The 14574-nt window shown below is 65.2% G+C and carries 6 protein-coding genes; 4 read left to right on the top strand and 2 right to left on the bottom strand.

All coding sequences use genetic code 11. The features are described 5' to 3' along the window. The first annotated feature begins 84 nt into the window (after positions 1 to 84). The 4 genes from RY1_RS21155 to RY1_RS21170 all read left to right on the top strand — a co-directional run bounded on the left by RY1_RS21155 (position 85) and on the right by RY1_RS21170 (position 9894). Entirely contained in the window at positions 85 to 1104 is a 1020-nt protein-coding gene (locus tag RY1_RS21155; RefSeq protein WP_072806029.1) for an LLM class F420-dependent oxidoreductase, read from the top strand. A 186-nt stretch (positions 1105 to 1290) separates the two neighbouring features. Continuing rightward, entirely contained in the window at positions 1291 to 3189 is a 1899-nt protein-coding gene (gene fadD32 / locus RY1_RS21160; protein WP_072806030.1) for a long-chain-fatty-acid--AMP ligase FadD32, read from the top strand. Between the two features lie 111 nt (positions 3190 to 3300). Beyond that, positions 3301 to 8346: a polyketide synthase Pks13 gene (gene pks13, locus RY1_RS21165; protein ID WP_174565448.1), complete on the top strand. Its 5046-nt coding sequence runs from the start codon at positions 3301 to 3303 to the stop codon at positions 8344 to 8346. A gap of 3 nt (positions 8347 to 8349) precedes the next feature. Then, positions 8350 to 9894 carry an acyl-CoA carboxylase subunit beta gene (locus RY1_RS21170; RefSeq protein WP_072806032.1) on the top strand — a complete coding sequence of 515 codons (1545 nt, stop codon included), beginning with the start codon at positions 8350 to 8352 and terminating at the stop codon, positions 9892 to 9894. 88 nt (positions 9895 to 9982) lie between these two features. Here RY1_RS21170 and RY1_RS21175 read toward each other — a convergent pair whose 3' ends face one another. Together RY1_RS21175 and RY1_RS21180 are read right to left on the bottom strand one after the other, a co-directional pair. Continuing rightward, on the bottom strand, positions 9983 to 10933 hold the full coding sequence (locus RY1_RS21175) for a hypothetical protein (RefSeq protein ID WP_072806033.1): 951 nt from the start codon (positions 10931 to 10933) through the stop codon (positions 9983 to 9985). Between the two features lie 324 nt (positions 10934 to 11257). Further along, complete coding sequence (locus tag RY1_RS21180; protein ID WP_072806034.1) at positions 11258 to 14569, bottom strand: arabinosyltransferase domain-containing protein; 3312 nt, start codon at positions 14567 to 14569, stop codon at positions 11258 to 11260. Positions 14570 to 14574: the final 5 nt, after the last annotated feature.

Here is a 14574-nt window from a genome sequence, read left to right on the forward strand (position 1 = left end):
GGCAAGCAGCTAGAGTGGCGCCTTGGACCAGCCGAGATCGGCCGTGATGTCGACGGAAGAAACCCGCACCGAGGAGACCCATACATGTGTTCTGCCCAGGCCCCGGATCAGCCCGCTGAGGGGCAGATCACGGAACTGCGCAAGTTTCGCTTCGCCGCAGGCGGAGAGGGCAACGCAGAAGAGGGCGGGGCGCGCAAATTCATCAAGCTGGCGCAACAGGCCGAGGAACTGGGCTACGACAGCTTCATGATCCCGGATCACCTGGGCAACCAGGTCGGACCGATTGCTGCTCTCGGTGCGCTTGCCGTGGCGACCGACAAGATTCGCCTCGGCACGGCGGTACTCGCCAACGGCTTCCGTCATCCCGCGGTACTGGCCAAGGACGCTGCGACGATCGATGTGCTCTCGGGTGGGCGGCTCGAGCTCGGGCTCGGCGCCGGATGGATGCGCGAGGAGTACGACAAGGCAGGGATCGAGTACGACCGTCCGGGAATTCGAATCGAGAAACTCGAAGAGAGCCTGGAAATCCTCGACACGCTCCTGCGTGGCAAGGAATGCAACTTTCAGGGCAAGCACTTCACCATCACCGGCCTGAAGGGCAGTCCTCGTCCGCGTCAGGGCCCGCGTCCGCCGATCTGTGTCGGTGGCGGCGGACCGAGGATGCTGGCGCTCGCCGCGAAGTACGCGGACATCATCTCGGTGGTACCGAGCACGACCAAGGACGGCAAGCTCCAGCTGTCCGGCATGACGCTGGACAAGACGCTCGAGCGCGTCGAACTGATTCGTAAGGCTGCAGGCGATCGGTTCGACCAGATCGAGCTCAACTGGGCCATCACCACGATCGTCGTCACCGACGATCGTGAGGCGATGGCGGAGATGGCATTGGCGGCGCTGGACAACGGTTATCCGCCGAACGTCGACGTCGATGTGAAGCTCAGTGTGGAGGACATCTTGTCGTCCCCATACCTGGCATTCGGGACATACGACGAGATCGCAGATCAGATCCGTAACGTTCGTGCGAAAACGACGATGTCCTATGTCGGGGTTTTCCCTACCCAGATGGAAGCATTTGCGCCGGTTGTCGACCTGTTGAAAGGCGAGTGATTCGCGGATGCTCTTCAGCCGTGCGCCTGGCCGAACGGTCGGCACAGGTTTGGGCCTGGAGATAGCTACCAGCTAGTAATATAACGCTGTATGGCGTCTGCGTGATTCGAGGACAAGTCGGGACGCGGGCCGTTGCCGTCAGGCGCAGCAACCGCAGCGGATTCCCGTGGAGGAGATTGAAACAGCATGAGCCACACATTCGACGACTACCTCGATGAGAACGGCCACATCACCATCGCCGAGGGCAAGACTCTCGTCCGCCACGTAGAGGTGAACGTCGCCGAGAACGCAGACACACTGGCGTACCGGTTCATCGACTACTCGCGCGAGCGCGACGGGGAAGCGCATGAACTGACATGGGCACAGTTCGGTCTTCGGCTTCGTGCCGTGGCTGCTCGTCTCCAGCAGGTGACCTCACCCGGCGACCGGGTTGCGATCCTGGCCCCGCAGGGTCTGGACTACGTGGTCGCTTTCTTCGGTGCCATCTATGCAGGCACCATCGCGGTCCCGCTGTTCGACCCCGACGAGCCGGGCCACACGGACCGCTTGCACGCCGTGCTCGGTGACTGTGCGCCGACGGCCATTCTTACCGGAACCAATTCCGCTGCAGGAGTTCGTGCGTTCTTCCGTGCACTCCCGGCGGCGCAGCGGCCGCGCATCATCGCCGTGGACGCCATCCCCGACAGCGTCGGCGAGACGTGGGTCGAGTCCGAGGCCAAGCTCGACGACATCGCGTACCTGCAGTACACCTCCGGTTCGACGCGCACCCCGGCCGGAGTGGAGATCACCCACCGCGCGGTAGGCGTCAACGCTCTGCAGATGGTCGACAGCATGGAGATCACCGAGGACTCGCGCGGGGTCACCTGGCTGCCGATGTTCCACGACATGGGACTGCTGACGGTCATCCTGCCCGCGCTCGGCGGCAAGTACATCACCATCATGAGCCCGCGCGCGTTCGTTCAGCGTCCGTGGCGCTGGATCAAGGAACTCGCGGCGGTGTCCGACGGCGCAGGAACGTTCGCTGCGGCACCGAACTTCGCTTTCGAACACGCCGCGCAGCGCGGCCTGCCGAAGAACGGTGAGTCGTTGGATCTGTCCAACGTCATCGGCCTGATCAACGGCAGCGAGCCGGTCACGACGACGTCGATGAAGAAGTTCAACGACGCCTTCGGGCCGTACGGGCTCCCGAAGACGGCCATCAAGCCGTCGTACGGCATGGCCGAGGCCACGTTGTTCGTCTCGACCACCAAGCACGTCGACGAGGCCAAGGTCGTCTACGTCGACCGGGTCGAACTCAACGCAGGCAATTTCGTCGTCGTCGATCAGGATTCCGAGGGTGCCATCCCGCAGGTGTCGACGGGAGAGGTCGCGCGTAGTCAGTGGGCGGCAATTGTCGACGTCGACTCCGCGTCGGAGGTGGCCGATGACCGTGTCGGCGAGATCTGGCTGCTCGGGGAGAACATCGGCCAGGGCTACTGGGGCCGCGAGCAGGAGACGAGCGAAACCTTCCACAACAAGCTCGTCGCGCGCATCCCCAGCGGATCGCACGCCGACGGCGCTCCCGAGACCGGCAACTGGATGCGCACCGGCGACTACGGCGTCTACCACGACGGCGAGCTGTACATCACCGGGCGAGTCAAGGACCTCGTGATCGTCGACGGCCGGAACCACTACCCGCAGGACCTCGAATTCTCGGCACAGGAGTCGAGCAAGGCGCTTCGTCCCGGTTTCGTGGCTGCGTTCTCGGTCCCACTCAATCAGCTCCCCGACGTGGTGTTCGACTTCTCCGGATCGGCACTGACGAAGGACCCGGGCGACTCGTCCGAGCAGCTCGTCATCGTCGCCGAACGGGCGCCCGGTGCAGGCAAAGCCGAACCACAGCCCATCGCCGACGATGTCCGCGCCGCCATCTCCGCTCGTCACGGCGTGACGGTTCGCGACGTCCTGTTGGTTCCTGCAGGTTCGATCCCACGCACCTCGAGCGGCAAGATCGCGCGCCGCGCATGCAAGGCGGCGTACATCGAGGGCACCCTGCGTGGCGGCTACCAGCAGCAAGCATTCCCCGACGCGGAACTTCCGGACTGACACCGGCAAGCCCCGTTCCATTCCTCTATCGACAGGTACCTTGGTGAGTTGATGGCAGACCATGAGATCGATGCCGAAAAGGCGACAGTGACCTCGACCGACGGTGGCGAGATGACGGTTGCTCAGCTTCGCGAGTGGCTCCGCAACTGGGTTGCCGACGCGACCGGGCAGTCGGTCGATCTGATCTCCGACGACCGGCCGATGGAGGAGTTCGGGCTGTCCTCTCGCGACGCTGTGGCGTTGAGCGGAGAGATCGAAGAGCTGGTCGGAGTGACTCTGACAGCTACGGTCGTCTACCAGCACCCGACCATCGCGTCGCTGGCGACCATCATCATCGAGGGCGAACCCGAGACCGAGGACTCGGTCGACGACTCCTTCTACACCCGTGGTCTCCAGGCCGGCGAGTCGCACGACATCGCCATCGTCGGAGTCTCGACGCGTTTCCCCGGCGCAGGCACGACGCCGGAGCAGATGTGGGCGCTGCTGAGCGAGGGACGCGACGGCATCACCGACCTACCCGAGGGGCGCTGGGAGGAGTTCACCTCCGATCCCGCCATCAAGGCCGCCGTCGATGCGACCGTCACCAAGGGCGGCTACCTGGACGACGTCAAGACCTTCGATGCCGAGTTCTTCGCCATGTCGCCCAACGAGGTCGTCAATGTCGATCCGCAGCAGCGGTTGGCACTGGAACTGACCTGGGAGGCTCTGGAGCACGCCCGGATTCCGGCCAGCTCGGTCAAGGGCTCGCAGGTGGGCGTCTTCATCGGCAGCTCGTCCAACGATTACCAGCTGCTCGCGGTCAGCGACCCGAACGCGCATCCCTACGCACTGACCGGAACGTCGACGGCCATCGTCGCCAACCGTGTCTCGTACTTCTACGACTTCCGAGGCCCGTCCATCGCCGTCGACACGGCGTGCTCGTCATCGCTGGTCGCGGTACACCAGGCGGTGCGCAGCCTGCGTTCCGGCGAGACCGATCTCGCGGTCGCAGGTGGCGTCAACATGCTGCTCGCGCCGCCGATCACCGTCGGCTTCGGTCAGACGGGTGTTCTCGCGCCCGACGGCAAGATCAAGGCGTTCTCGTCCGACGCGAACGGCATGATCCGCTCCGAGGGCGGCGGTCTCGTCGTGCTCAAGCGGCTGGAGGACGCCGAACGTGACGGCGACGACATCCTGGCCGTCGTCGCCGGATCGGCCGTCAATCAGGACGGACGGTCCAACGGGCTGCTCGCGCCCAACCCGGACGCGCAGGCCGAGGCCCTGCGGTCCGCATACCGCGACGCGGGTATCGCACCGTCCGGTGTCGATTACATCGAAGCGCACGGCACGGGTACCATCCTCGGCGATCCCATCGAGGCCGACGCACTGGGACGCGTCGTCGGCCGCGGGCGCGACGACGACAAGCCCGCACTCCTGGGATCGGCCAAGACCAACTTCGGTCACCTCGAATCTGCAGCCGGCGCAGCAGGTTTGATCAAGATCGTCCTCGCGATGCAGCAGAATCGTCTGCCTGCGTCGTTGAACTACGTCGGACCCAACCCGTACATCGACTTCGACAAGGCACATCTGAAGGTCATCCCCGAGGGCGCCGAATGGCCGCGCTACACGGGCAAGGCCATCGCGGGTGTCTCCGGGTTCGGCTTCGGCGGCACCAACGCGCACGTCGTCGTCCGCGAGTACATCGCGAACGAACCCGTCGAAGGCTTCGACGCGCAGTCGGTCGATCCGGAAGCCGTTCTCGTGGAGGGCGTTTCGGAGGTAGTAGAGCCGGACGCGCCCCAGACTGTGATTGTTTCGGCGCCCGAGGAGGTGCCGGTCGTTCCGGCGTCCGAGGATGCCGAGCCGCAGACCGTTGTGCTGGCGGTGTCGGCGGCGCTTCCGTCGAGGCGCAAGCGTGCGGCCTCGGATCTTGCCGACTGGCTCGAGACCGAGGTGGGCAGCAACACACCCATCGCAGATGTCGGTCGTGCGCTGGCCAAGCGCAACCATGGCCGTTCGCGCGCAGTGGTTCTCGCGGCCACGACCGCCGAAGCGATCACCGGACTGCGTGCCATCGCCGCGGGCAAGCCGGGAGCCGGTGTGTTCTCGGCGGATTCGCCCGCGTCGAACGGCGCGGTGTGGGTGTTCTCCGGGTTCGGTTCGCAGCATCGCAAGATGGCAGCGACGCTGTACCGCACCAACACGGTCTTCGCTGCGGCGCTCGACGAGGTCGACGAACTGCTCGTCGACGAGGCCGGGTACTCCATCAAGGAGATCGTGCTCGACGATTCGCAGACATACGAGTTCGAGAATTCGCAGGTCGCGATCTTCGTCATCCAGGTCGCCTTGGCGGCAACGTTGCGCGCGCACGGCGCCGAGCCCAGCGCCGTCATCGGACATTCGATGGGCGAGGTCGCCGCGGCATACGTTGCGGGTGGCCTGAACCTCGAAGACGCAGTACGCATCATCTACGCACGCTCGCGGCTGCTCGCCGAGGGTCAGGACGGCCTCGGTGCCGCGTCGCAGGGCGCGATGGCGCTCGTCGAGTACACCCCGGAAGAGGTCACCGCTCTCACCGACCAATTCCCCGACGTCGAGCCGTGCGTGTACGCCGCACCCACCCACACCACCGTGGGCGGCCCGCGTGCGCAGGTCGAAGAACTCGTGAAATTGGCCGAGGCCGCAGAGAAGATGGCGCGAATCCTCGACGTGAAGGGCGCAGGCCACACCGCAGCGGTCGATCCTCTGCTCGGTGAACTGGCCGCCGAGTTGGCCGGTATCGAACCGGGCAAGCTCACGGCGGGCGTGTACTCGTCGGTGGATCTGCAGGCGCACTACCGCGCAGGTCACGCCCCGATTCACGGCGTCGACTACTGGACCAAGGGCATGCGCCACCCGGTGTACTTCACCCAGGCCGTCAACGTGGCGGTCGGAGACGGCTACACCACGTTCGTCGAACTCGCGCCCAACCCCGTCGCTCTCATGTCCGTCGCCGCGACGGCATGGGCTGCCGGAGTTGCTGATTCGACGCTGATCCCGACGCTCAAGCGCAAGGAAGACGAGTCGGAGACGTTCCTGGCTGCGCTCGCGCAACTGTACGTCCACGGGCATGCCCTCGATCTCACCACTCTGTTCGGTGAGGGCGGCTACGCGGCAATTCCTCGAACGGCTTACCTGCGCAAGAAGTTCTGGCTCGATACGCGGGTCAACTCCAGCGGCGGTGGGCGGATCCCCGGTTCGCGTGTTGCATTGCCGGACGGTCGGCATGTCTGGGAGGTACAGGCCTCGGCCGTGGACTCTCTCGAAGCTCTTGTCAAAGCTGCTGCAGCGCAGGTCTTCTCCGGCGTCGAGATCGGCGCATCGGTGACTCACGTTGCAGTTCCCACTGCCGGCACGTTGGTGACGACGCTGACCTCGCACCTCGGCGGCGCGTCGGTTCAGGTTCATTCGCACTCCGGATCGACGTTCACGTTGGTGCACGAGGCAGTCGTCACTTCCGGGGAGGCGTTGCCGGAGCCGGTTGTCGCTGCGGAGTCGCCGTCGCAGGAGCGGAGCCTGCGGAGCATGACGGGTGACCGGATAGGTTCGGAAGAGTTGCCGGAGGTAGTCGAGACGTTCGGTGACCGGTGGGATCCCGAAGGCACTCAGAAGCTGGAGGATCGCCTGGCGATCATCGTCGCCGAGTCCATGGGCTACGCACCGGAGGATCTGCCTCCCGAGATTCCGCTGATCGAGCTCGGTCTGGATTCGCTGAGCGCCGTGCGGATCAAGAATCGGGTCGAATACGAATTCGACATCCCGACAGTGCAATTGCAGGCAGTGCGCGATGCGAGCTTGCTCGAGGTGGAGAAGTATCTCCGCTACGCCCTGGAGAACCGCGACGAGGTGCAGGCACTCGCGGACAAGCAGGCGGCCGAGAAGGAAGCAGAGCAGGCCGCCGAGGCTGCTGCCGAGGGTGTTGCTTCGGAGTCCGCGCCTGCTGTGGAGGCTGCTGCCGTCGAGCAGGCTGTTGTCGCTGCGCCGAGCGCCGAGTCGCAGCCGGCACCCGCGACCGCCGCGCCTGCGGTGGACAACCGCGAAGCGTTCGCAGAGGCGGCAGGGTCGGATGTTCCACCGCGCGACAATGCCGAGCGGCTGACGTTCGCCACATGGGCAGTCGTGACGAAGGAATCGGCCAAGGGCATCTTCAACACCCTGCCGATTCTCGACGACGAGACTGCCGAGAAGCTGGCGGCACGGTTGACCGAGCGTGCGGGCGGCGAGATCACCTTCGACGACGTGCTGGATTCGGAGACCATCGAGCAACTCGCCGAGAAGGTCCGTCCGCACCTCGAGGACGGTGAAATCGACGGAGTGGTTCGCAATCTGCGTCCCCGCCCCGAGGGCTCTTCTGCCACACCGGTATTCGCGTTCCACTCGGCCGGAAGTTCGACGGTTGCGTACGAGCCGCTTCTGCGGAAGCTGCCCGCGGGCACACCGATGTACGGGCTCGAGCGCGTCGAGGGTCCGATTTCCGTTCGCGCAGCCGAGTACGTGCCGTTGATCAAGGCGATTCAGCCCGAGGGACCGTATGTCTTCGTCGGCTGGTCGCTCGGCGGGATCCTGGCGTACGAGGTCGCGCGGCAGCTGGAAGAGCAGGGCATCGAGGTCGCGTACGTCGGCCTTCTCGACACGGTGATGCCCGGGCGCGAGATACCGGACACCAAGGACGAGGTCCGTCGGCGTTGGGAGCGGTACGCGGCGTTCGCGAAGAAGACATACGACGTCGACTACCCGATCCCTTACGACAAGCTCGTGGACGCCGACGACGACGGGCAGATTCGTATCATCACCGACCTCGTCAAGTTGAGCGGCGCCAAGATCCCAGGCGGCATCATCGAGCATCAGCGCACGTCGTGGCTCGACAATCGGGCCATCCAGACTGCGGAGCTGAAGCCGTACGGCGGTCACGTGACGCTGTACCTCGCCGACAAGTATCACGACGACGCGATCGCACTCGAACCTGCATACGCCACCCGTGAGCCGCACGGCGGCTGGGCGCCCGTGGTGAAAGATCTGGAGATCGTGCAGATCGGAGGCGACCATCTCGCCGTCGTCGACGAGCCGTACATTGGACGAATTGCGGCACATATGACGAAGAAGCTCGCTGAGATCGATTCGCTGAGAACCGGAGCCTGAATCTTGACTGGTACCACCGCGGAAAAGTTGGCCGAGCTGCGCGCCAACCTCGAACTTGCCAAGGAACCGGCAGGTGAGATCGGTATCGCCAAGCGGGCGAAGAAGGGCATTCCCAGTGCCCGCGAACGTATCGACATGCTGCTCGATTCAGGCAGCTTCGTCGAGATCGGCGCACTGGTCAAGGCTCCGAACGACCCATCGGCCCTGTACAGCGATGGCGTGGTCACCGGCCACGGCACCGTCGACGGCCGTCCGGTCGCAGTGTTCTCACACGACCAGACCGTGTTCGGCGGCACCGTCGGCGAGATGTTCGGCCGCAAGGTCGCCGGGTTGATGGACTTCGCCATCAAGGTCGGCTGCCCGGTCATCGGCATCAACGACTCCGGCGGCGCTCGCGTGCAGGACGCCGTGACCTCGCTTGCCTGGTACGCCGAACTCGGCCGTCGCCACGAACCGCTGTCCGGTCTGTGTCCGCAGATTTCGGTGATCCTCGGCAAGTGTGCAGGCGGTGCCGTCTACGCGCCGATCAACACCGACATCGTGGTCGCCACCGAAGAGGCGTACATGTTCGTCACCGGCCCGGACATCATCAAGTCGGTCACCGGCGAGGACGTCAGCCTCGACGAGCTCGGCAGCGCACGCAAGCAAGCCCAGTACGGCAACGTTCACCACGTCGCAGCAGACGAGAAATCTGCATTCGAGTGGGTACGCAACTACCTCAGCTACATGCCGTCGAGCTGTCAGGAAGATCCGCCGGTCGTGAACCCAGGGCTCGAACCCGAGGTCACCGACTCGGATCTGTTGTTGGACAAGATCATGCCCGACGCCGACAATGCCGGTTACGACATGCACGACATCATTCTGCGTCTGTTCGACGACGGCGAATTCCACGAACTGTCCTCGGAGATCGCGCCGAATGTCATCACCGGATTGACTCGCGTCGACGGCAGATCGGTGGGTGTCGTCGCCAATCAGCCGATGTATCTTTCGGGTGCACTCGACGCCGACAGCGCCGACAAGGCAGCACGTTTCGTGCGCATCTGCGACGCGTACAACATTCCGCTCGTGTTTCTCGTCGACACTCCAGGCTTTCTTCCCGGCGTCGATCAGGAGAAAGTCGGCGTCATCAAACGCGGCGGCCGATTCCTGTTCTCCTACATCGAAGCGTCCGTCCCCAAGGTCACCGTCGTGGTCCGCAAGGCATACGGCGGCGGGTACGCGGTCATGGGTTGCAAGCAGCTCGGAGCCGACATCAACCTTGCCTGGCCGACGGCTCGCATCGCCGTCATGGGCGCCGAGGGTGCCGTCAACATCATCGGCCGTAAGCAACTCGCCGCCGCAGGCGAGAATGCTCCCGCGGTCCGTCAGCAGCTCATCAACTTCTACAACGAGCACGTGGCCACCCCCTGGGTCGCGGCCGAGCGAGGCTACATCGACGCCGTCATCGAGCCGTCGAGCACACGCTTGGAACTCCGTAAGGCCCTGAAGATCCTGAAGGACAAAGAGGTCTTCAAGAATCCCCGCAAGCACCACCTGTTTCCGATCTAGCCGTCCCGCCCCCACCCACCGCCCCGACGCCCGCCCCGTGATCGCTTGAATGGTCCATTCATACGATCAGATAGCTTGAGCGCGCCATTCAAGCAGGGCCGAGGTGCAAGTTCGGGCGCGGACGGGCAAGGGCGCGTTGGTATCCGGCATGCAGGTCGGCCAGCACGCGGGACGAATCGTCTCTGATCTGCTGCGGCAGATGCGCGACGATGATGACACCTGCACGTTCCATCTCTGCTCGACGCGCCATGGTCTTGGCGTGGTCGGCCGGGCTCAGGTGATAGGCGAACGAATCGATTTGCCAGCCGAGTGCGACGGCGTCGATCCAACCGTCGGGTCGGCCCAGGAACGTGCCGTCGGGCCCGAAGATGTCTCGGTTGTGAACCATCTTCGGTAGTTTCGAACTCGCGTACAGCCTCTGCGCCCGTGCCTCGGCGACGGAATGTGCGTCGTCGGCGAGTTGCCGTGCGGCAGCCCACGCGGCGGCGCCGTGACGGCGGGGTCCGTCGGTGAGTTCACGGACGATTCCGTCCAGATCTGTCGAGCCGCGCTGAATCGCCTCCGCGAACATTCGAAGATTGGTGTCGACGCTGCGTGTCGCGCGGGCCGCGTCGACGAGCGCTCGTGGAATGGGCGCGACCGACAAGCGGCCGCGTAGTTCCGGCTCCGGAAGCCGCGTGGTCCGTTCGACCCGTACGAAGGACGTCGATGCCCGACGCATCGTGGCCGGAACGAGAATGTGCACGTCGCTGCCGACCCGATCGAATCCGTGCTTGGTCAGTGCGGCGCCTCCGGTCAGCACGCTGTTCTCGCCTCCGTACAGTTGCGCTGCCGAAAGTTGTTGCAGAAGAGAGGGATTACCGTTCTGAAGGAGAACGACCGCCGGAAGTATCGAACGCCATTTGCCGTCCGGTCCTGTTCGGGCGGTGATCGACCCGTCGGACACACCACATTCCCTCAGCGCCTGACGGGTGATGACCCCGTTCAGTGATGCCCCATCGAGTATCTGCCGTTCCGTCGCCCAGAGTCCACGTTTCATGACGGCAGAATTGCATCCGCGACGCCGTCGGCCGATCGTGCGACCAGCGCGAACGTTCTTCCCTGTGCATGGATGTCGAGGCTGTGGACAACGCTATGGATTCGGGGTCGACGAGCCGGGCGTTGTCGTAGGAATCTGCTAGGCGTGTCAGCCCCGCGCTGCCCGCTAGGACTGCTGCTTGAATGTCGCCTTCAAGCCATCTGATCGTATGAATGGACCATTCAAGCGATCACAGGGCGGGCGGGGGACACGGGGCGGGCGGGGGATACGGGGCGGGCGGGGGATACGGGGCGGGCGGGGGACACGGGGTGGGGAGGCAGGGGCCTACTTGTCGAACACGCGCAGGTTTCCGGGGGTCCAGAAGCCCGAGCGCGTGACCTCCGAGGTCTCGATGGTCGCGGGGACGGCCTGGGGGTAGTACGGGTCGTAGCGTTCGAGGGAGCCCCAGTCGCGGGCCCAGTCGCGGTCGAGGTAGGTCGGGACGGTCACCGGCTTGGCGAGGAGTTCGCTCCAGCCGAGGGGGCCGCCGTTGTCGCCGGACTGCCAGGTGTCGGTGGAACTGACGGCCAGGGGACGGTCGGGGAGGATGCGGTAGCCGGGAACTTCGGCGACACCGTACTGGTGGTCGAAGGGTCGCTGGCACGGGAATTGGAGGCCGACAGCCCAGTCCAGCAGTACGGGTTGCTCACTGCCGATGGCGGAGTCGAGTGTCTCGAGCTGCGGGACGCGGGGCGGGGTGAACGCGAACCATTGGTCGCCGGTGAGGTTGGGGTCGTTGGCGACGATGCGTACGGCGTCGGCGTCGCCGGGGAGATCGGCGATCGGGATGCGCAGGTTCCGCCACGACGGCGCGGGGCCGATGTCGCGGGGCAGGTAGGTGCCCTTGACGTCGACTGTGCCGTCGGGCTGGCGGGTTCCGTACTCGACGAGCAGCGACTGGCCGTAGGTCATGGCGCCGGTGTCGTCGTAGGACAGGATTCGGCCTGCCGCGGAGACGACGATGAGGGGTGCGGCATCCGAGCGTTCGGGCAGTGCGTACCAGCTCGATGTCGCCGACGCCGGTTCCTGGACGCCCGGCTGGTAGGAGCCGAGGACCGGGGTGGTGGCGGGGTCGAGTCCGAAGGGTAGTGCGGCGGTGGATCCGTTGACGCCGCGGTCGCCGATGCCGCCGCCGGTGCCGGAGCTCTGGCCTTCCTCGAAGGCTGGTCCGACGCTCTGCTGATCGGTATTGCCTTGTCCTGGTTTGACTTCCACTGCGTCGGCGCTGAGGTCGGTCGGGATGCCGTTGGGGGTGAAGTTGGATGGGCTCTCGCCGCCGAGTGGGCCGGTTTCGGGATCGAAGTCGGCGGGGATCGGGTCGAGAACGCCTGCGTTGGGGTTCGATTCGACGAGTACGTCGTTGGCGAGCCCGCAGGTGTTGCCGACGAGCGATTGAATGTTGGACCGCGCCAACGAGTATGCGGGGTACTGGGACACGGCGCCCTTGACGAGCGAGAGGACCTCGAACAGCACCATGAGTCCGGCGACGACGGTGAGCGGTGCGGCGGCGAACTTCTTGATCCGTCTGCCGCGTTCGGAGCCGGGACGCGGCTGAGGCGGTGCGTACCCTTCACGCAGGTACTGCCAGGCGGCGAGTGCCAATACGAGGCCGAAGAGCACGAGGAACAGTGTGTTGGACTGGTTTCCGCTGAGCGAGACCGTCTTGTCGAACCACGGCACGCCGTAGCTGGAGACGTACCAGTAGCCGTTGATTCCCGAGAATGCCAGTGCCAGAACGAACATCAGGCCGGCGATGAATATCGTGCGGTTGCGCCGAGATCTCAGTGCGCTCGCCGAGATCGCCACGGCCGTGAGCGCGGCGAGGCTGCCCGCGATGCCGGCGTACGACCCGAAGTGGTGGGTCCACTTGGTCGGGTTGAACATCATGAAGAAGATCGTTCCGAACACGACGCCGACGAGACGCCACGCGGGCCCGTTCGAAATTCCCGGAATTCGCCTGCGGCGCAACAGGACGAAGAGTGTCGTGAAGAGGCAGAGCAGCATCACCAGGAATGCGAACCGACGAGCCACCGAACCGTCGACCGTTTGGACGAACAGGTAGTAGTAGCGCAGGAAGTCCTGGTACCACTGCTCGTTCGGTCCGATGGCCGTTCGGACGCGAGTGGATTCCATGACCGTGGCGAAAGTCTGATCGGCGAAGACGACGACGAGAACGAGGAATCCTGCGGCTGCGAGAGGCGCGAGGAGTGCCAGAGTTCCGACCTGGCGATGGCGTCGTACGACGATGCGCGCCATCGGCCTGGCGCCTGCGAGTAGCGCGGCCACACACATCAATCCGGTCGGTGCGGCGGCAAGGGTGAACGCTCCGATCAGGAGGGCCGTCGCGGCCGGGAGCAGGCGTCCGGTGGCGATGGCTCGTTCGATCGAGCACCACGTGAGCAGGGCGCCGAGCGCGACGATCGGCTCGGGGCGAAGACCGTTGTTGTACGGCAGCCAGAACGCGAGGAACACCAAGCCGCCGGTCCACAGTGCGACATTGGATTTGCGCACGGCCCGCCCGAGGCGGGGGACGACCTCGCGGCTGATGACCATCCAACACAGCACCCCGGCGATCAACGCCGGAAGTCTCATCCACGGGCTCGCGGTGGATATCTTCGCGAACACCGCGAGGACGTCGTAGTACCAGCCGAACGGGGCCTCGGGGACGCCGAACCAGCGGAAGTAGTTGGCCATGTAGCCGGACTTCTCGGCGGCCCTCGCCATCGTCAACAGATAACCGTCGTCGGAGGTGTTCGCGCCGACGAAGTGCCAGCCGACGAGAACTCCGACGACGGTGACGTCCACTCCGGTGAACTTCCACCAGTGCGAGGGGAAGAACCTGCGGTGGCCGCGTCCGTCGATGCCGTCGAGCCGGCCGAGTGCGCCCATCGCGAGGATCGTGCACACCACTGCCAGCACCATGGCGAGCAGTTTCAGGATCGTCGGGGTGGAGGAGAACCGCGAGTCGACGTCGATGGTGACCGACAGCCCGGCCGGTGCCGCGCCTTCGAGGTCGGTGAACACACCGGCGACCTGCGGCCGTAGGTCACCGTCGAGACGGCCGGTGCGGGGGTTGCCCCGGTCGTCGGACAGGCCGGTGAACTCGGCGGAGGTGTAGTCGATGTTCGAGAAGATCTCGATGGACCCGCAACGCGCGCTCGCAACGTCCTCGCGTGGTGCCGACGCGACGACGACGTTGCGGTCGAGTACGTCGACCGAGCCCTCGCTCACGCGCACGAACAGGCTGTTCAGCGCGGCGCCTTCACCCTGTGACGGGGCGGTGGCGAGCAGCAGACCACCCTGCGGCGGCAGTTGAGCGACGGCCGAGCACGGAATCGTCGCGCTGAAGTCGATCGGCGCCTGCGAGACCAGCGGGGCGTCGACGTCCTGGATCGTGCCTGCATCCGGCCACTGAATGGTCGACGTCGTCTGAACGACGGGCAGGAACGGGGTCAGGATCGCCAGGATTGCGCCCAGCACTCCGGTGACGATGGCCACCAGGCGCGTCGTACGCACCTGGGCACGCAGATCGACCGCGGAGCCCCTTTTCGATGGAACAGAGGGCACAGCGGAAGAATCTGTCACGGCGTCGGGCACGGTTG

The organism is Rhodococcus yunnanensis NBRC 103083, assembly GCF_001895005.1.
Lineage (GTDB): Bacteria > Actinomycetota > Actinomycetes > Mycobacteriales > Mycobacteriaceae > Rhodococcoides > Rhodococcoides yunnanense.